Genomic DNA, 20,689 nt, shown 5'->3' with positions numbered 1-20,689 from the left:
TTATAACATTTTTAGTCAACTAACTCAAATAGTATATGTATATTACTAATTTAATAAAAATTAGAACCAAAAATAAATTTTATATAGGTGTAAATTTGAAATAAAGGGAAAAAATATTTCTATTATAAAATATACAACTTTATAAAAAAGGAGCGCTATAATGTTAAAACTACTGAAAAATTTAAAAAAATATAAATGGGTAGTTGTAATTATATTTTTATTGGTATTTATACAAGCCTTATGTGATGTGTACTTGCCAAACTTAATGTCTAATATAGTGGATATTGGAATTATAAATAATGATAAGGCTTATATTTTAAAAATTGGTTTTATAATGTTAGGAGTAAGCTTAATAGGTGTTATAGCGACTATATTAGCTAGTTATTTTGGAGCTAAAGTAGCTATGGGATTTGGAAGAGACATTAGAGAAAAAGTATTTGAACAGGTTGAAACATTTTCTTTAAAAGAGGTAAATGATTTAGGGGTATCTTCCTTAATTACAAGAACTACAAATGATGTAACCCAAATACAACAAGTTTTGATTATAATGTTAAGGATGATGCTTTATGCACCGATGGTTGCTATAGGGGCGACGATAATGGCTATAAGAAAAGATAGCAAATTATCATTAATAATTTTAGTCTCAATTCCAATATTAATTTTAAGTATATATTTAATAGCTAGTAAAGCCATACCCCTTTTTAAAAAAATGCAAAAGAATGTAGATAAGCTAAATAGAGTTTTAAGAGAAAATTTAACAGGAATAAGGGTAATACGGGTATTTAATAAATATGAACTGGAAAAGCAAAAATTTGAAAAATCTAGCTTTCAATTAAGTGATATAGCTATTAAAGCTAATAGAACTATAACATTATTAATGCCAATTATGATGTTACTTGTAAATTTATCTATAATTGCTGTTGTGTGGTTTGGAGGCATAAGAATAGATAAGGGTAATATGCAGGTTGGGGATTTAATTGCATTCATACAGTATTTAACACAGATTATGTTCGCACTTATGATGCTGTCTATGATGTTTGTTATGGTGCCAAGAGCATCTGCATCAGCTGATAGAATAAATGAGATTTTAGGAAAAAAATCAGAAATATATAGTAAAGAAAAGGCTATAAAGGAAACAGAAAAAACAGGATATTTAGAATTTAAAAATGTAAGTTTTTATTATGATGAAAATAGTGAAAAAGTATTAGATAATATAAATTTTACAAGTGGACCAGGGGAAACTACAGCTATAATTGGAGGTACTGGTTCTGGAAAATCAACACTTATAAAATTAATTCCTAGATTATTTGAGGTAAATGAAGGTGAAGTTTTAGTAGATGGAATTAATGTAAAAGATATGGATCTAAAAGTATTAAGAAATAAGATTGGTTATGTTCCTCAAAAATCTGTTTTATTTACAGGAACTATAAAAGAAAATATAGTTTATGGTGATGATGATGCAAGTAATGATGATATAAAAAGTGCAATAGATATATCTCAATCAAAAGAGTTTATAAACGAAAAAAAGGATAGAGAAAATTCTTATATAGCACAAGGTGGAAATAATGTATCAGGAGGACAGAAACAAAGGCTAGCAATAGCCAGAGCTATTGTAAAAAAACCTGAAATATATATATTTGATGATAGTTTTTCAGCATTAGATTTTAAAACAGATAAAAAACTTAGAGAAGCTTTAACAGAAGAAACTAAAAAATCAACTGTTATAATAGTTGCACAAAGAGTTAGTACAGTTATCAATGCAGATAGAATTATAGTTTTGGATGAAGGTAAGGTTATAAAAATAGGTACTCATAAAGAATTATTAGAAACCTGTGATATTTATAAAGAAATAGTATACTCTCAATTGTCTAAGGAGGAGATATAATATGAGTAAAAACAATCAAGTCTCAATTAATAAAATATCAACTCAAAAGGCAAAAGATTTTAAAGGAACATTAAAACGATTAATAATGTATTTAAAAACATATAAATCAAGTATAACCCTGGTAATTATAGCTGCTATATTAAGTTCTATATTTTCTATTGTAAGTCCTAAAATTCTTGGACAAGCAACAACTAAAATATTTGAAGGAGTAATATTAAAAGCTAAAGGTCAGGGAGGGATAGACTTTGCATTTATATATAAAGTACTTATAATTTTAGTGATTTTATATATAATAAGTTCAATTTTTAATTATATGCAACAATATATAATTGTTTCAGTGGCTCAAAAAACTGTATATGATATGAGACAAGATATATATAATAAACTTAATAGACTTCCTTTAAACTATTTTGATACTCATACTTATGGTGAGGTTTTGAGTAAAGTAACAAATGATATAGATAATATAAGCTCAACACTTCAACAAAGTATGACACAGCTAATAACATCTATTGTAACTATAGTGGGAGTAGTAATAATGATGCTAACTATAAGTCCAATTATGACTTTTGTGACAGTATTAACTATTCCATTAGGGATTTTATTTGTGAAACCAATTATAAGCAGATCTCAAAGCTACTTTATAAAACAACAAAATATAATTGGAAATCTTAATGGACATATTGAAGAAGTTTACACAGGACATGAGATTATAAAATCTTTTAATAGGGAAAAAAAATCAATTGATACGTTTAGAGATATAAATATTAAGCTTTATGAAAATGCATGGAAAGCACAATTCATGTCAGGTATGATGATGCCTATTATGAACTTTGTAAGTAATATTGGCTATGTGCTTGTATCTGTTATAGGAGCTGTACTTGTAACAAAAGGTCGTATTCAAATTGGAGATATCCAAGCATTTATACAATATACTAAACAATTTAGCCAGCCTATAAGTCAAACTGCAAACATAGCTAATATAATACAATCAACTGTTGCTTCAGCAGAAAGAATATTTGAACTACTAGATGAAAAAGAATTAATTCCTGATATTGAGAAAAGTAGAGTAATAAAAAATCCTAAAGGAAAAGTTGTATTTGATCACGTAAAGTTTGGATACAGTGAAGATAAAATTTTAATACAGGATATGAATTTAGAAGTTAACCCAGGACAAAAAGTTGCCATAGTAGGGCCTACAGGTGCAGGAAAAACAACACTTATAAACTTATTACTTAGATTTTATGAGTTAAACGGAGGTAAAATCCTTATTGATGATATAGATATAAGAGATATGAGACGATCTGATTTAAGAAAAATGTTTGGTATGGTTTTGCAAGATACATGGTTATTTAAAGGAACTATAAGAGAGAATATAGCATATGGTAAAGAAAATGCTACCAAAGAAGAGATAGAAAATGTAGCTAGATCTGTTAATGCAAATCACTTTATAAAAACTTTACCAAAGGGTTATGATACAATAATAAATGAAGAAGGATCTAATATATCACAAGGTCAAAAACAGTTATTGACTATAGCAAGAGCTATGATTTCAGATCCTAAAATATTAATATTAGATGAAGCGACTAGCAGTATAGATACTAGGACTGAACTTAATATACAAAAAGCCATGGATGAGATAATGGTTGGAAGAACAAGCTTTGTAATAGCGCATAGATTATCTACGATAAAAGATGCTGATATAATACTAGTAATGAAAGATGGAAATGTAATAGAAAGTGGAAATCATAAAGAACTGATTGAAAAAGGTGGATTTTATTCAGAATTATATAATAGTCAATTTAATAAATAAAAAAGGTATAGTTATTAAACTATACCTTTTTTTATTATTTTCCTATAAACATTTGAGTCCAATATAAAGATGAACCATTAGAAGCTATACCAACACCTAATTCAGTAAAGTCAGGATTTAATATATTTTTTCTATGTCCATCAGAATTCATCCAAGAATTCATAACTTCTTGTGGAGTTTTTTGACCCATAGCTATATTTTCTCCTGCTGCACGGTAGCTTATTCCAAATTTTTTCATCATATCAAATGGAGAACCGTATGTTGGAGATGTATGATCAAAATAGTTTTTATCTATCATATCTTGAGATTTTAAAGTAGCAACATTTGATAACTCACTGTTAAATTTAAGTGGTTGTAAACCTCTATTACTTCTTTCTACATTTACTAAGTCTAAAACTTCTTTTTGGAAATTTGCAAAGTTTCCAGATGGAGTAGATGGTTTATTCTCAGTAGAAGGAGTTTCAGGCTTTGATTCTGGTTTACTGTTTGTATTAGAATCAGGCTTATTTGTATTAGGAGTAGATGGTTTATTCTCAGTAGAAGGAGTTTCAGGTGTCACTTCTGGCTTAGAATTTGTATTTGAACTATCTACTGGTTTATTTGAAGGTTTATTTACAATTGTATCTTCTTTATGGATTTTTTCATTAAAGCAGTTAGATTTATTATTTACTAAATCTTTTATTAATGAATACATAGGTTTTACTTGAGTAAAACAATCTTTTCCATTTACGTTTACATATATATATTCTTTATATCCGCTTTCATTACAGTAAACTTTTTTACTTACAGTTTCGTTTGAAGCAGCATTTACTGGGAATGTAGCACATGCACTTAAAATAGATACTACACCTAATGATAATAATGTTTTTAATCTTTTATTCATAAGTCACCTCTTTTAATTGATTATAAAAATTCTGAAAATGTTACTAATTTGTAACCTAGGGGATGTGGTTACCCCTTGGATAGATATAATCATAACATATGAAACAATGATTTTCTAATGTAAAGTTATGTAAATACTATATATAAATAACAAATTTGTAATAATATAGAGTATATTTATTATATAAAGAGTAAAAAATATATAGATGGGTATATCTTTAATTAATACTAAAATATAAGTAAATAAGCTAAATTCTATAGTTATATTATTTAAAATGTAAAAAATATGGTATACTATAAAAAGGCAATATTGGCAAAAGATGAAAGGAGAAATATTATGTCAAAAGAATTAGTAAAAGATAGAGTTATAAAATACTTAATGGAAGATTTATATGTTCCACAAGAGATGATAGATACAGACGTAGCATTATCTGAATTTGAAGAAGGTGCAGAAGGCGTTATAGATATAATGGTCAATGTTAAAGATAGTGAAGATTACTATGCTCCTGTTATGATAATAAAATGTTTAGATGAAGAAACTCCATTACAAGGAGAAGTAGCACAAGAGGCAGTTGACTTCTTAGAAGACGTAGATAATATAACATTAGCAGGAAGAGCAGTTTTAACTAATGGAAATGAAATGATGTATGCTAATTGGACTGGAGAAGAATATGATACAGAGGAAGCTTTACCAGAGTACGATGTAATGGTAAAAGAATTCTTTGAAATGGAAGAACAAGTTAAAGAACATGAAAAAAGTCATGAATGTGGATGTGGACATGACCATGATGATGAACATGAATGTTGCGGTGGAAGTTGTGGATGTGACCACAATCACAAGTAAATTTTAAAAGTTTATAATACCATTAATAAAAGGGGTTTAGCTTGACTAACCCCTTTTATTAATGGTATTATAAATCTGTTATAATCTCATTAATATTTTACCGTTAATATAGGGGCAAGCGTATTATAGGATTTATTAATAGGGATTTAACTTTGTCGTTCGAGGATAAAAGACTGCACATTGTGCAGTCTTTTGTTCTTTTAGAAAGAAAATTCGTTAAAAATAAAAAAAATCAAAAAAAATCAAGGATTTTAATATATGGATGTAGAATAATAAATATAGGAATTTGTTGACAATTAAAAAGTCTTTTTTTTTACATGAATACATAGTATTAACATATAGAAAAAACTACAGATACTTTTTAAGACTGATTAACAAATTATTAGAGATAGAAGGGGTAGATTATGGGGGCTAAAAGAGAACACACTTACGAAAATTATATTTATAGTGATTCATCTAATTCATCAAATGCAATGAAAATGTATTTAAAAGAAATAGAAGAATATAAAATGTTGTCTGCAGTAGAAGAAATAGAACTTGCAAAAAAGATAGATGAATCATTTATAGGGGCTAAAGAGGAATTTATCAATGCGAATTACAGATTAGTTGTTAGTATTGCTAAAAAATATAGAAAAGAAAATATCGATATGCTAGATTTAATTCAAGCTGGAAATATTGGACTTATAAAGGCTGTAGAAAAATATGATTATAAAAAAGGATACAAATTTAGTACTTATGCTACATGGTGGATAAAACAAAGTATAACTAGATATATAGATGACTGTGAAAATACTATTAGAATACCAGTACATCTTCACCAAAGAATTAATTTTGTTAAAAGAAAGAAACAAGAACTTTCACTAGAGCTTCAAAGAGAACCCAGTATAGATGAATTAGCTATGGCTTGTGATATAGAAGTTGAAAAAGTTATAGATTTACTAAAGAGAGATAAAAATATAATTTCATTAGATACACCTATAAAAGAAGATGAAGATAGTAGCTTAGTTGAATTTATACCTTCAGATGCATATTTTGGGGATGTTGTAATGCATGAAGTTGAACAACATAACTTAAGAGAAAAGATAGAAGAGCTATTAACAGGATTAAGTGAACAAGAACAAAAAGTATTGAGAATGAGGTTTGGTTTAGATGATGATATTCCAAAAACTTTAGAGGAAATAGGAAGAGTATTTGGAGTTACAAGAGAAAGAATAAGACAAATAGAAGCTAAAGCTATAAGAAAATTAAGACACCCAAGTAGATTAAAGCAATTAAAGCATTTTTACTAACTTAATATATAAATAAAAAACGTAGATATAATTATATCTACGTTTTTTATTTATATCTCATAATACTTTTATAAAAGAATATAATTATATTGTATTAAATTAAAAAATTAAGGATTGGTAATATCATGGGTTTTGATCGAAATAATTTATATAAAAAAGCATTATACACTGTAGAAGAAGTAAATAAAAACTTAAATAAGCTAAAGTTAAATGTATTTGATGAAAAAAGTGAAATCAATATACTTATTTTAAAAGTAAAAAATGAAATAGATATTATAAAAAAAAGTATTGAAGATCTAAAAAAACCATTTTTATTATTTATAATGGGTCCAGGAAAATATGGAAAAACATCTCTTATAAACTCATTAATAAAGGAGCATTTTCTAGAAGTTAGGGATATTCCAAATACATGGAAATTAGATTCATTAGTTTACGGGGAAAATAAAAGGATTGAGATTATTTATGATAATAAAATTTCAAGAGTCTATGACTATGAAGAGGGAAAAGATATTATAAAGAATGAAGAAATAAAATTCAGAAATTCAAAAAATAAAATTAGATACGAACTTGAAAAATATAAAAATAAAGAAAAGATTAATATAGAAGAATTAAAAAATTACAAAAAAATTTTAGAAGATATGTATATTTATAAGTCTAATATATGTGAAGTTAGATATTTTATAGATAAGAAGGGTATACTTAATGATTTTGTAATTGTAGATACCCCAGGATTGAATCAAAGCTTATTAGAAAATACAAATTCAAGGATGTTGGATTATTATAATCATGCTGATGGCATTATTTGGATTTTAGATAGTCAGAATGTAATTTCAAAGTCTAGTTATGAATTATTAGAAGAATTAAAACACAATTATAGTATAGAAAAGAATAAGGATAATATAATTTGTGTTGTAAATAAAATAGATACTATAAAAAATAAAACCAAGGATAAACAAAAAATTATAGAAAAAGTAGATTTATTGTATGAACAAAACTTTAAGGATATTGTAATGATATCAGCAAGAAATGCTATAAATGGAATATTAAACAATGATACTAATCTTATAGATATTAGCAATATAAAATCTTTAGAAAATAGTATAGAAATTAATTTTAAGAAAAAATCAGAAAAAATACAGATAAAATCAAAACAACAGGGTTTGAAACTAATGAGTAAAAAAATAATTGAATATATAAATGAGTATAAAAGAGATTTGTATTTTGAAATTTATAAATTAAATAAAAATAAAAACAATATAAAAGAAAAGTTAGACTTAGTGAAAATCTATACACTAGAATATGTAAAAATTTATATTTCTTTTGAAAATTTAATTAAAAATGATATTAATGTTGAAATAAGACAATTAGAAAATATAATTAATAAAAAGATAAACCAAGATTTTGATTTTGAAATAAATTTTAATGTTAGCATATGTAGGTTTAAAGAAATTATAAAATTAAAGGTTTTAATAGATGATTATAAGAAAATTAGTGAAAAAAAAGATTTATATTTAAATATATTACAAAACAAATCTTTAACTAACAATTATAAATTTAATATAAATAGATTTATAGAAAGTTTAAAAAATGAAACTATAAGTGAAGTATCAAAAGTTTTGGAAATAATAGAAAAAAATAAAATATATGATATTGAGAAATCTTTTAGAAATAGATACACAGATATTGAAGTAGTAAAAGAACATATGCAATTTATAAACAATATCTATGATAATGTAGTTATATGGGGGGATAAAAATGAGTAGTTTAGAAAATTATATAGAAAATACAAAGTATAAATTTATTGAGTCTCCAATTAGACGATGTTTATCTAATGAAATTAATATACCTTTTAAAAAAATAGTAAAAAAGAATTTAATTGAAACAATGGATAGTTTAGATAAACTTTTCAAACAGCCAGATCAACCATTAAAAATAGCTATTATAGGAGAAGTAAAATCAGGAAAATCTACATTAGTAAATTCAATAATACAAAATGAAGTATCTGAAGTAGACGTACTAGAGGCTACTTCGAGTATATTAAATATTAAGTATAGTGAAGAATGTTACTCTGAAATAGAAGATGAGTGCATAAATATAGGATTAGATTCTGATATTTTAAAAAATATAGTATTAGTAGATACCCCTGGTCTAAAAAGTATAACTAAAGATAATGAAACTAAAACTATGGATTTTGTACAAAAATCAGATATTATCTTATTTGTATTTGACTCAACACATATTGGTCAGCTAGATATTAAACATTCATTAGATATATTGACATCATATGGAAAACCTATAATTGGCATACTAAATAAAGCTGATCTTTTATCTTGTGATTACAGTGAACTAATTGATTATGTAGAAGATGAGTATGGAATATATATAGAAAAGTTTTTTCTAGTATCGTCATATTTGCAGTTTCAAAGTATTATAGGAACAAATGCAATAGCAAAAAACAATGATATAATAGTTGATTATCCTGATGAATTAAGTAAAAATTTTGAACAGCTTATTGATTTTATAAAAAATACTTCTATAAACCATGGAAAAGTTAAAAGTAATAGTATTGCATCTTCATTAGATGCTCTTAAACATAAGGAAAAAATATATCATTATGAATATCTAAAATCATTAGAAATGATAGAAAATGAACTTGTAAACCATAAAAATTTATTGAAAAATAAATATGATTATATATCATCTAAAATAGAGTTTGAGATAAATGAATGGCTAAATAAAGTATTTTTAGAAGATGAAATTAGTAGAATAAATAAAAATATAGATATTGTAAATGATTATATTAATGATGAATATATAAATAGAATAATAAATGATAAAAAGATAGAATTAGATGAATTGTTTTTTAAAGAATGGGATGATTGTATAAAAGAAGTTAATAGTATTATAGATAAAAATATAGAAATGTATTCACAACAAATAAGCTATATAAATTGTGATATAGATATACCTAGAGTAAACTTAACGAAAGATCAAATAAATGTTAATGAAATGTTAGCTACAATAGGTACAGGAGCAATATTAGGAGCAACATCAGGAAGCGCAGTGGCAATGTATGCTGCAGCACTTGGAACTTCGGCACAAAGTATAACTATAGGAACTGCTATGTTAACTTATTGTCCACCTTTATTATTAGCGGGAACATTAACTGGTGGTATAGGAAAAATTATATATGATAAGTTAAAGCAAGAGAAATTAAGTAAAGATATAATAAATGATATCGCTAATTTTAAAGAAAATATAAAATTTGATATTCAAAGCAATTTAGTTGAAAATTATAATAAAGCTAGCAATGAGATTATAAAGGTAAATGAAGAAATTTTTGCAAATTCAAAAGAAATATATATAAAAGAATATGAAATTGATAAACTAAAAAGTGACTTAGAAGCATATATAGATACCTTATAAAAAATATAAAGCGTTAATGAAATTAACGCTTTATATTTTTATTAACACCTATTGTACATTTTGAATAAAGAAAGTGCTATCTGACCTGTTATTTTATTGAAGTTATTATCGTAGTTAAGTATATTTTTTCTTATATGAAAAGAACTAAAATCTAATTTGTTTTTTATAGCCAAGTTAGAAATATAGCTATATCTTAAACAAATTATTGATAAAAAATAAATTAAAAATAAAGCGAATAATATTAAAATAACTATAGACATATATACCCCCCAAAAAAGTTCATTAATTTAATGACTTATACTTAAATTGTACAACTAATAATGAGAAATTTCAAAATATTACTAAATACAATATATGAGAAAAATATCCATAAAATACAAAAAAATATCAAAATAAAAATAAAAATAGAATTAACAATAAAAAATAAAGTACAAAATGTATAACAATGTTGATAGATATATAATGTATATGATATTATAATAAAGTACAGTACTGTTTAAAACACAGTAGTGGTTTTAATTTAATATAAAAGAGGTGTAAGTTTGGATTTAAAGTTATTGATAGAACAGTTTATGATAAATTATGGGTTAATAAGTATTTTTTTAGTTGTAGCTCTTGAATATGCAAATTTTCCACTACCGAGTGAGTTAGTATTACCATTAGTAGGTATATTTACATTTGAATATGATATGAATTTAATTCAAGTGTTACTTACATCTATATTAGGCGGGGTTATAGGATCTATAATAAATTATTATTTGGGATTTAAATTTGGAAAACCATTTATAGATATGATAGGAAAAAAGTTTCCAAGTACTAAAAAGTCTATAAAATCATCATATAGATGGATTAGTAAGTATGATAAAGTATCCACTATGTTATCTAGATTAGTACCAGTTGCAAGGACATTTATATCTATAGTTGCTGGAGTAATAAAAATGAATTTAATAGCTTTTATTGTGTATTCAACTATTGGAATCGGGATATGGAATACAATTTTAATATATGCAGGGTATTTATTAGGAGATAAGCTACATTTAATAACATATATATTAAAGCAATATTCTTTAATTGTAATTGTTATAGGAATTTTAGTTTTTTTTACATATATATTAATAAATAGGTTTAAAATAAAAAAATAAAGACACATAGGTGTCTTTTTTAATGAAAATTTAAATAATTACTAAAATTTATAGATATAACTAATAAATATACAAATTATGATATAATTCTACATGAAAAAACAATATAGGAGAATTGAAATGGGCAAACTAAAGAAAAAGCTAACAATACCTCATACATTCACTATAATATTTTTACTTATAGTGGTAATTGCGGTACTTACTTGGATTATACCAAGTGGAGAATTTCAAAGGGTTAAAATTGATGGAAGAATGGTTGTAAAACCTGGGACATATCATAAAGTAGCAGCAAATCCACAAGGAATAAAGGATATATTTCTAGCACCTATAGATGGTTTTATAGATGCAGCTGAAGTAGTTGGATTTGTATTATTAGTAGGAGGAGCATTTGGAATTGTAAATAAAACAGGGGCTATAGAATCAGGAATAAATCATACAGTTAAAAAATTAAATGGTTTAGAGGTTCTTATAATTCCTGTATCTATGATATTATTTGGACTAGGTGGATCTACATTTGGGATGAATGAAGAAACACTTCCTTTTTATATGATATTTATACCTTTAATGACTAATTTAGGTTATGATACACTAACGGCTATTAGTACGGTTTTCTTAGGTTCTGGATCAGGAGTTTTAGCATCTACTATAAATCCATTTTCAGTAGGAATAGCTCAGGCATTATCTAATATAGCTCCTGGATCTGGAATTGGATATAGAACTATTATTTTTATAGTTATATTATCTATATCTATATCCTTTGTAATGATGTATGCCAGAAAAATAAAGAGGGATCCTAAAGAATCTATAGTTTATGAACTAGATCAAGCTAATAAGAAACATTTTATAATGGATGAATCAAATATAAAACCATTCACTTTAAAAGAGGGAATTGTGTTAACTATATTTATATGTGGTATGGGAATAATGGTTTATGGAGTTTTAAAAATGAACTGGTATATACCTGAAATAGCTATGATATTTTCTATGATAGGGGTATTTTCAGGTCTTTTTGGAGGACTTAAACAAAATGAAATTGTAGATGCGTTTTTGTCAGGAGCTTCAGACTTAGTATCAGCAGCGCTTGCCATTGCTCTTGCTCGTGGGATAGTAATAGTAGCTCAAAATGGTCATATAATTGATACCTTGCTAAATTATTCGGCAGATGCATTAAGTAAATTACCTAAGTTTATATTTATCAATTTATCTTTTGCATTAGAGTCTTTTATGGCATTTTTAATACCATCATCTTCAGGTTTAGCATCACTTACAATACCAGTATTATCGCCACTTTCAGATTTAGTAGGAGTGTCTAGCCAGTTAATAGTAACAGCATATCAATTTGGAACTGGGCTTATAAATTTAATAACACCTACATCTGGAGTATTAATGGGTGCATTAGCTTTTGCGAGAGTACCTTGGTCTAAATGGGTTAGATTTATAGCTCCGTTGTTTGGAATGATAATTTTAGCCTGTATAGCATTTTTGACAATAGGATTATATATAGGATATTAATAAACATAAAAACTGATTTATATAAGAAAATAGGAATATTCCTAGTAATTTATATGAATCAGTTTTTTTATATTTAAATCATTGCTAAATAATTGTTTACTATATTAACAAAAGTTTATTAGTGTGATAGAATTGTTATAACAAATATACAATAATGGGGGTTTAATGATGAACAGTATAGAACAAATATTGCATTCTATGGATATGCAATATCATGAAAAAAGAGCAAATATGGCTAGGGTAGCGGAGGATTCCTTACCTCCTTTAAAAATAAGTGATGAAACAAAATTATATTTAGATAAAAAAATATTATGTGATATGAACGAAGGTACTAGACCTTATAGACCTAGATACGTTTTACCTGATTATGTTAAATTTATGAAGCAAGGTAGTGAATATTTAGATATTGAGCCACCTAAAGATTTATATGAAGCAGTAAATGCTTTAATGATATTATATAGATATGTGCCTTCTATTACAGGATATCCAGTTTATGTAGGTCAAGTTGATGATGTTCTTGAGCCATTTATGAATACTGTAAGTGAAAAAGAAGCATATAATCTTATAAAAATGCTACTTATAAATATAGATAGAAATTTACCTGATGCATTTGTTCACATGAATATAGGTCCAAAGGATACGAAAGTAGGAAGATTAGTTATTCAAATTGAAAGAGAGCTTAGAAAAACAATACCTAATGTTACTTTAAAATGTAGTGAAGAAACACCAGATGACCTTATAAAATATGGTATAGAATCTGCCCTTGAAAATATAAAACCATATTTTGTAAATCATAAATTAATGACATCAGATTTAGGGGAAGATTATGGAGTAGTTAGTTGTTATAACTCTTTAAGGATAGGTGGAGGAGCACATACACTAACAAGACTTAACTTAAAAGCATTAGCACAAGAAAGTGAAAGCTATGATGAGTTTATAAACAATCAGTTACCAAAAGCGGTAAAGGCATTGGGAGAGCTTACTAATGCAAGAATAAAATATTTAGTAGAAGATGTTAAGTTTTTTGAAAGTTCATTTTTAGCAAAAGAAGGATTAATTGACCTAAATAAGTTCACTTCTATGTTAGGGATATATGGAACATTTGAATGTGTTGAAATATTTACAGGCAAACAAATGGGTCATGATGAACATGCAAACGATATAGCAGAAGAAATTTGTAAGGTTTTTGCAAAACTAGTAAAAAGTGAAGAAGCTGTATATTGTGGGGGAACAAATGGAGAACATGGGGTTCATGCACAAGGAGGATTAGAATCAGATATTGATACTACCCCTGCAGTTAGAATTAAATATGGATGTGAGCCAAGTATATTTGATAATATAAATTTATCAAGTAGACTTCATAAGTATTTTAACACAGGATGTAGTGATATTTACTTATTTGACGAAACTGCAAAAAATAATATAGATGGAATGTTAAAGGTTGTAAAAGGTGCTATAGATAGTGGAATAAGAGTTTTATCTATTAATAGCGATTCTTCTGAATTTGTAAGAATAACTGGTTATTTAGTTAAAAAAAGTGATGTGAAAAAGTTTAATGATGGAGAGCGTTTAAGAGAAGATTCTGTAGTTCTAGGGGCATTAACTATGAAAAATGGAATTGAAGAAAGAAAGGTAAGAAATATATAATGAAAGCTCCTATTAATAAAATTATAAATATGAGTTTTATAGATGGACCAGGTTCAAGAATAAGTATATTTTTTCAAGGATGTAATATGAAATGTATATATTGTCATAATCCGGAGACTCAAAATATATGTTTAAGTTGTAAAAAATGTATAAATGTATGCAAAGTAGGAGCTCTTAAATTTGATGAAATTAATAAAAAAATAACCTATAATAATGATATTTGCATAAATTGTGATGAGTGCATAGGAATATGTGAAAACTACTCATCTCCTAAAATAACTTATTACACACCTAAAGAACTTTTTAACTATATTATTAAGTATAAAAATTTTATAGATGGAGTAACTTTTTCAGGTGGTGAATGTAGTCTATATACTGAATTTATAAAATCATTTACAAATATTATTCATGAAAATACCAATTTAGATGTATTTTTAGATACAAATGGGAACATTGAAGATGAGGACATGGAAAAACTTTTAACATGTGTAGATGGATTTATGATAGATTTAAAAGCTTTTGATGAGTATACTCATAAAAAAGTAACGGGAGTAAATATAGATAGAATTTTAAAAAATATAAAAAAATGTTCTAACTATGGCAAGTTATATGAAATAAGGACTGTACTAATTGAAAATATAAATGATGATGAAGTTACATTTAATAAAGAATTGAACTTTATAGAAAATTTAAATTCTTATACTAAGTTTAAGCTAATACCTTTTAGAAAATTTGGTGTAAAGGGAGAACTTTCTAAATTTAATGATTATCCAAGAGAAAAGTATCATACTTATTATGAAAAATCGAAAAAAGTACTAAAAGATAGAATGATTAATCCTATTATTTAATAAAATGAATTTACATGTAACCTAAGATAATAAATTGTTATCTTAGGTTTTTTTATGCTAAAAGTTAGTATACGAAACATAAAAAAAAGCAAAGGACATAAAATTAAAAAATAGAACCCTAAGTATATAAAGAATTATATGGAGGGGAATATATTGAAGAGTAAAATAATTAGTAAAACTATTGAATGGGGAAAAGTAACAACATTAGCTGTTATTATGGGATTGATAGTAACCTATTTTATAGTACCTACTGTAGTTAGTGGAGAATCTATGTATCCTACATTAAATACTAAGGATTATTTAATAATAAATAAAATTGCTTACAAAAATAATCATCCTAATAGAGGTGATATTGTAGTATTTAGAAGTGAATTGAAAGATATAAATGGTGTTAATAAAAGTTTAATAAAAAGAATTATAGGTGTACCGGGAGATCATATAGTTATAAAAAATGGAGATGTATATATAAATGATCAATTAAGTAATGAGCCATATATAAATGATTCATATACAGATGGATATATTGATATGGTTATACCTAAAGGTTATTACTTTGCTATGGGAGATAATCGAGTAGTTAGTAAGGATAGTAGGGATTCAGAAGTAGGAGTTATAAGTGAAAGTGACATAGTAGGAAAAGTAAACTTAAGATTATTTCCTCTTGATGAGATAGGTACAGTAAGTTAATTAATATAATGGAGTATAAAAAATAGTGTATTTAATACACTATTTTTTATATTTAGCTAATTTAATAAATAATAATATTGAACACAAAAAAAGATATAAAACGACAACAATAGACGAAAAATTTGAAAAAAATTGATTGATTAAAATAGTTTGCCACTATATTAAAATAATTAAATTATAATAAATACCTAATAAAAAAATACCTAATAAAAAAATATACTAACAAAATATAAAAAATAATTAAAAACACTTTAGAAATTAAAAAAAACATTATATAATATAAACAAGGAAAACATTATATTGGGTATATATATTTAAAATTTAGGAGTGTGAGGATATAGTGAATCAGTTAAAAATAACTGAAACAGCATTAAGAGATGGGCATCAGTCTTTAATTGCTACAAGGTTAACTACAGAAGAAATAATACCTATACTAGAAACTATGGATAAGGTAGGATATCATTCTATGGAAGTATGGGGGGGCGCAACATTTGATGCATGCATACGTTTTCTAAATGAAGATCCTTGGGAGAGATTAAGAGAGATAAGAAAAAGAGTAAAAAATACAAAATTACAAATGCTTTTAAGAGGTCAAAACCTTTTAGGATATAGAAACTATGCAGATGATTTAGTTGATAAATTTATTAAACTTTCTATTGAAAATGGTATAGATATAATTAGAGTATTTGATGCTTTAAATGATGTTAGAAATATAGATGCATCTATGAAAGCTATAAAAAAATATGGTGGACACTGCCAGTGTGCAATATCTTACACAACAAGTGATGTGCATACCACTGAATATTATTTAGAGTTATTAAAGACAATGGAGTCTATGGGAGCAGATTCTATATGTATAAAGGATATGGCTGGAGTTTTAACACCATACAATGCTTATGATTTAGTAAAGAAGATGAAATCAATAAGCAAGTTACCTATAGAGCTTCATACTCATTGTACAAGTGGTATAGCAGATATGATATACATGAAAGCCGTTGAAGCTGGGATAGATATAATAGATACGGCAATATCACCTTTTTCAGGAGGAACATCTCAACCACCTACTGAGTCTTTAGCAGTTACATTTAGTGAAATGGAGAGAAATCCAGGGCTAAATATGGATGCGTTACTAGAGGTTGCAGAATATTTTAAGCCAATAAGAGATAAGTATATGGAAAACGGTACTTTGAATCCTAAGGTATTACTAACGGAGCCGCAAACTTTAAATTATAAAGTTCCAGGTGGTATGTTATCTAATTTGCTATCTCAATTAAAGCAACAAAATGCAACTGAAAAATATGAAGATGTTTTAAAGGAAGTTCCTAGGGTTAGAGCTGATCTTGGATATCCACCACTAGTTACACCTATGAGTCAGATGGTTGGAACTCAAGCTTTATTTAATGTATTAACAGGAGAAAGATATAAGCTAGTACCAAAAGAAATAAAAGATTATGTTAAAGGACAATATGGAAAAGCTCCAGCACCTATAGATGAAGAAGTTAAAAAGAAAATAATAGGGGATGAGGAAGTAGTTACAGTAAGACCCGCAGATCTTCTAGAGCCTGAGTTTGAAAAAATAAAGTTGGAAGCTGGAGTATTAGCTAAGTGTGATGAAGATGTAATAACATATGCATTATTTCCACAAGTAGCACCGAAATTTTTAGAAAATAAATACAATCCAGAAAAGAAAGACGAATCAAGTGAAGAAAATAAAATTCACTATATAACAGTAACTATGTAGAAAATGGGTGATAATTAATGTTTGGTAATGAGATAAGTATAATGGAAGCCATTAATATAACTATATCTAGTATGGCTATAGTATTTTTAACTTTAATATTAATATCTCTTGTACTGGCTTCATTTAAATATATTTTTAAAACAAAGCCACAAGTTAAAGAGAAATTAATAAATAAAAACTTAGAAATAACAAATGCAAACTTTGAAGAAGACGATGAAGAAGACAAAATAGTAGTTGCACTTGCAGCATCTATAATGGCAGGAGAAGGAAAAATAGATCCTAATCTTCATGTAAAAAGAATAACTAGAATAAAATAATTTATTAAATAAATTTGATTAAGGGGAGATAAAAGATGAGCGCAAAGACATATCATATAAAATTAAATGGGAAAGTTTACGAAGTTGAAATAGAAGAAGTACAAAAAGGGCAAAATCCAGAGCCTACATTTAAAAAGGCAGAACAACAACCTAAAAAAGAGGTTGCAACTACACAAAATAGTTCAGGAGAATCAGTAGAAGCACCAATGCCAGGGACAATAGTAAATATAATGGTGAAAAATGGGGATCAAGTTAAAAAAGGTCAAGTAATAACAATTCTTGAAGCTATGAAAATGGAAAATGAAATAGTAGCTCCAACAGATGGAACAGTTATTTCTGTTGATATTGAAAAAGGTCAAAATGTAAACCTTGGAGATAGCTTAGTACAAATAGGATAATCGAATAAATAGGGGGCGTTACTGTGTTAGAAATGTTACAAACTTTTTTTGCAAACACGGGGTTTGCAATGGTAGATTACAGACAAATAATAATGATTTTAATAGCATGTGTATTTTTATATTTAGCTATAGCTAAAGGATATGAACCATATCTTTTAATACCTATTTCTATAGGTATGTTACTTGCTAACATGCCTGGAGTTGACTTGATGAAAGCAGCTACAGATTCTGAAAATGGAGGTTTATTATATTATTTATATCAAGGAACCAAACTTGGAATTTATCCTCCACTAATATTTTTATGTATAGGAGCAAGTACGGATTTTGGGCCTATAATTGCAAATCCTAAAACTCTTTTATTAGGAGCAGCAGCTCAATTTGGAGTATTCTTTGCATTTATGGGAGCAATAATTTTATCATTTACTGGACCAGAGGCAGCATCTATTGGAATAATAGGTGGAGCAGATGGACCTACAGCAATATATTTAACTGGAAAACTAGCACCACATTTATTAGGAACAATTGCACTAGCAGCTTATTCTTATATGGCATTAGTTCCAGTTATACAACCGCCTATAATTAGGGCATTAACTACAAAAGAAGAACGTATGGTAAAAATGGAGCAACTAAGACCTGTATCTAAAACAGAAAAAATAGTATTCCCAATAGTAATAATGATTTTAGTTATAGGATTACTACCTTCAGCAGCTCCACTTATAGGAATGCTTATGTTTGGAAACTTAATAAAAGAAAGTGGTGTAGTTCCAAAGTTAGTTGAAACAGCTACAGGACCATTATTATATATAATAACTATAATACTTGGATTAACAGTAGGAGCAACAGCTAATGCTAAAACTTTCTTAACACCTCAAACATTAGGAATAACAGCTATGGGACTTGTAGCATTTTCAGTTGGGACAGCAGCAGGGGTTCTATTTGGTAAAATAATGTATAAGGTTACAAAAGGAAAAGTAAACCCAATGATAGGTGCAGCAGGAGTTTCAGCAGTTCCAATGGCAGCAAGAGTCGTTCAGAAGGTTGGACAAGAAGAAAATCCATCAAACTTCTTACTTATGCATGCTATGGGGCCAAATGTTGCAGGAGTTATAGGTTCTGCAGTCGCAGCAGGAGTTTTATTACAATTATTTGCTAAATAAAAAATTTAAAGCTATTTTAAATAAACTCATTAATTAAATGATGTTTTATTTAAAATAGCTTTTTATGTTAACCAATATTAAAAATAAGTTGACATATGTACCGTTTATTGATTAAACTTAAATTGTAAACTTAAAAAATAATGAAGTTAACTAAAGGAGATAATATGAATTTAAATACTAAAGATTTAATAATCTGTGCGATATTTGCAAGTATAACTGCTATACTAGCTCAAATAGCTATTCCTATTCCTTTTTCAACAGTTCCATTAACAATGCAAGTATTTGCAGTAGCTATAAGTGGAATTATATTAGGGTCTAAAAGAGGTTTTATATCAATGTTAATCTATGTTTTATTAGGAGCTATAGGTATTCCTGTATTTGCACAAATGAGTGGAGGTATAGGTATTATATTTGGATACACTGGAGGCTTTATAATGGCTTTTCCTATAATGTCACTAATAATAGGATATATAAGTGAAAAGTATAATAAAACTATTTATATAGTATTAGTTATGATTTTATCCTTAGCCATAAATTATGAAATAGGCACAGCTTGGTATTCTATAGTATCAGGAGTAGGATTTAAAGAAGGGTTTATGGTATGTGTAGCGCCGTTTATATTTGTAGATTTTATTAAGATCGCATTAGCAACAACTATAGGAATAACTGTTAAAAAGAGACTTAAAAAAGAGGTATTTGTATGTTAGAGATAAGACCACATCATTTTTTATGTATGAAAGCTTTTGTAGGAAAAGGATATAGTAAAGAATTTGTTGAAAATATGAGAAGAACTATCGAGATTTTAAAAAATGATAAAAATCAAACTATAAAAATTATATATGGACTAGATAATTTATGTTCTAAGTGCCCTAATAACACTGATGAGAAATTATGTAGTACTAATGAAAAAGTAATGACTATGGATAAAAAAGTAATGGATTATTTTAACATAGACTGTGGTGAATATAAATATGACGAAATAATGGATTTGATATATAATAATATAAATGAAGAGATATTACAGGATATATGCGGAAATTGTAATTGGTATAACCAAACAAACTGTAAGGACTTAATATTATTATAATCAAAGGAGATTTT

Annotated in this window: 19 protein-coding genes; 17 read left to right on the top strand and 2 right to left on the bottom strand. The window is 26.7% G+C overall.

Annotated elements, in window-relative coordinates:
- Positions 1-160: 160 nt before the first annotated feature.
- Entirely contained in the window at positions 161-1,885 is a 1,725-nt protein-coding gene (locus ATCC9714_RS11615) for an ABC transporter ATP-binding protein (RefSeq protein WP_057545664.1), read from the top strand.
- 1 nt (position 1,886) lies between these two features.
- A complete protein-coding gene (locus tag ATCC9714_RS11610) occupies positions 1,887-3,698 on the top strand; it encodes an ABC transporter ATP-binding protein (RefSeq protein WP_057545665.1) in 1,812 nt (603 codons plus the stop codon).
- A gap of 34 nt (positions 3,699-3,732) precedes the next feature.
- On the opposite strand, the gene ATCC9714_RS11605 is transcribed toward ATCC9714_RS11610, so the two are convergent.
- Complete coding sequence (locus ATCC9714_RS11605) at positions 3,733-4,581, bottom strand: CAP domain-containing protein (RefSeq protein ID WP_021124597.1); 849 nt, start codon at positions 4,579-4,581, stop codon at positions 3,733-3,735.
- A 336-nt stretch (positions 4,582-4,917) separates the two neighbouring features.
- Between ATCC9714_RS11605 and ATCC9714_RS11600 the strand changes: the two genes are divergently transcribed.
- The 4 genes from ATCC9714_RS11600 to ATCC9714_RS11585 all read left to right on the top strand — a co-directional run bounded on the left by ATCC9714_RS11600 (position 4,918) and on the right by ATCC9714_RS11585 (position 10,139).
- Positions 4,918-5,424: a type I restriction enzyme HsdR N-terminal domain-containing protein gene (locus tag ATCC9714_RS11600; RefSeq protein ID WP_021124596.1), complete on the top strand. Its 507-nt coding sequence runs from the start codon at positions 4,918-4,920 to the stop codon at positions 5,422-5,424.
- A gap of 404 nt (positions 5,425-5,828) precedes the next feature.
- On the top strand, positions 5,829-6,713 hold the full coding sequence (locus ATCC9714_RS11595) for a sigma-70 family RNA polymerase sigma factor (protein WP_021124595.1): 885 nt from the start codon (positions 5,829-5,831) through the stop codon (positions 6,711-6,713).
- A 125-nt stretch (positions 6,714-6,838) separates the two neighbouring features.
- Positions 6,839-8,476, top strand: a complete 1,638-nt coding sequence (locus ATCC9714_RS11590; RefSeq protein WP_057545666.1) for a dynamin family protein — start codon at positions 6,839-6,841, stop codon at positions 8,474-8,476.
- Positions 8,469-10,139: a dynamin family protein gene (locus ATCC9714_RS11585; RefSeq protein WP_057545667.1), complete on the top strand. Its 1,671-nt coding sequence runs from the start codon at positions 8,469-8,471 to the stop codon at positions 10,137-10,139. The genes ATCC9714_RS11590 and ATCC9714_RS11585 overlap by 8 nt, the downstream gene beginning before the upstream one ends.
- 41 nt (positions 10,140-10,180) lie before the next feature.
- Here ATCC9714_RS11585 and ATCC9714_RS11580 read toward each other — a convergent pair whose 3' ends face one another.
- The gene (locus ATCC9714_RS11580) at positions 10,181-10,399 is read right to left on the bottom strand and encodes a hypothetical protein (protein WP_021124588.1); all 219 of its coding nucleotides are present in this window, start codon (positions 10,397-10,399) and stop codon (positions 10,181-10,183) included.
- 282 nt (positions 10,400-10,681) lie between these two features.
- Here ATCC9714_RS11580 and ATCC9714_RS11575 point away from each other — a divergent pair, with 282 nt between their 5' ends.
- The 11 genes from ATCC9714_RS11575 to ATCC9714_RS11525 all read left to right on the top strand — a co-directional run bounded on the left by ATCC9714_RS11575 (position 10,682) and on the right by ATCC9714_RS11525 (position 20,675).
- Positions 10,682-11,281 (top strand): DedA family protein, encoded by a 600-nt coding sequence (locus tag ATCC9714_RS11575; RefSeq protein ID WP_057545668.1) that lies wholly within the window; start codon positions 10,682-10,684, stop codon positions 11,279-11,281.
- A 120-nt stretch (positions 11,282-11,401) separates the two neighbouring features.
- Positions 11,402-12,793 (top strand): YfcC family protein, encoded by a 1,392-nt coding sequence (locus ATCC9714_RS11570; RefSeq protein WP_057545669.1) that lies wholly within the window; start codon positions 11,402-11,404, stop codon positions 12,791-12,793.
- Between the two features lie 168 nt (positions 12,794-12,961).
- Complete coding sequence (locus ATCC9714_RS11565) at positions 12,962-14,440, top strand: YjjI family glycine radical enzyme (protein ID WP_057545670.1); 1,479 nt, start codon at positions 12,962-12,964, stop codon at positions 14,438-14,440.
- Positions 14,440-15,288, top strand: coding sequence for a YjjW family glycine radical enzyme activase (locus ATCC9714_RS11560; protein ID WP_055339946.1), 849 nt, complete (start codon positions 14,440-14,442; stop codon positions 15,286-15,288). Before ATCC9714_RS11565 ends, ATCC9714_RS11560 begins: the two co-directional genes overlap by 1 nt.
- A 153-nt stretch (positions 15,289-15,441) precedes the next feature.
- Positions 15,442-15,975, top strand: coding sequence for a signal peptidase I (gene lepB / locus ATCC9714_RS11555; RefSeq protein WP_330374655.1), 534 nt, complete (start codon positions 15,442-15,444; stop codon positions 15,973-15,975).
- A 340-nt stretch (positions 15,976-16,315) separates the two neighbouring features.
- The gene (locus ATCC9714_RS11550; protein ID WP_057545672.1) at positions 16,316-17,716 is read left to right on the top strand and encodes an oxaloacetate decarboxylase subunit alpha; all 1,401 of its coding nucleotides are present in this window, start codon (positions 16,316-16,318) and stop codon (positions 17,714-17,716) included.
- 17 nt (positions 17,717-17,733) lie between these two features.
- Positions 17,734-18,033, top strand: a complete 300-nt coding sequence (locus tag ATCC9714_RS11545; protein ID WP_054630622.1) for an OadG family protein — start codon at positions 17,734-17,736, stop codon at positions 18,031-18,033.
- 35 nt (positions 18,034-18,068) lie between these two features.
- Positions 18,069-18,431 carry a biotin/lipoyl-containing protein gene (locus ATCC9714_RS11540; protein ID WP_021124575.1) on the top strand — a complete coding sequence of 121 codons (363 nt, stop codon included), beginning with the start codon at positions 18,069-18,071 and terminating at the stop codon, positions 18,429-18,431.
- Positions 18,432-18,463: 32 nt separating this feature from the next.
- The gene (locus ATCC9714_RS11535) at positions 18,464-19,588 is read left to right on the top strand and encodes a sodium ion-translocating decarboxylase subunit beta (RefSeq protein ID WP_038293408.1); all 1,125 of its coding nucleotides are present in this window, start codon (positions 18,464-18,466) and stop codon (positions 19,586-19,588) included.
- 164 nt (positions 19,589-19,752) lie between these two features.
- Entirely contained in the window at positions 19,753-20,295 is a 543-nt protein-coding gene (locus ATCC9714_RS11530) for a biotin transporter BioY (protein ID WP_057545673.1), read from the top strand.
- Positions 20,289-20,675, top strand: coding sequence for a DUF1284 domain-containing protein (locus tag ATCC9714_RS11525; protein WP_021124570.1), 387 nt, complete (start codon positions 20,289-20,291; stop codon positions 20,673-20,675). Before ATCC9714_RS11530 ends, ATCC9714_RS11525 begins: the two co-directional genes overlap by 7 nt.
- Positions 20,676-20,689 lie beyond the last annotated feature (14 nt).

The sequence above is a fragment of the Paraclostridium sordellii genome, from assembly GCF_000953675.1.
Lineage (GTDB): Bacteria > Bacillota > Clostridia > Peptostreptococcales > Peptostreptococcaceae > Paraclostridium > Paraclostridium sordellii.
Note: the sequence above shows the minus strand (reverse complement) of the source record. Positions and strands in the feature narration are given on the sequence as shown.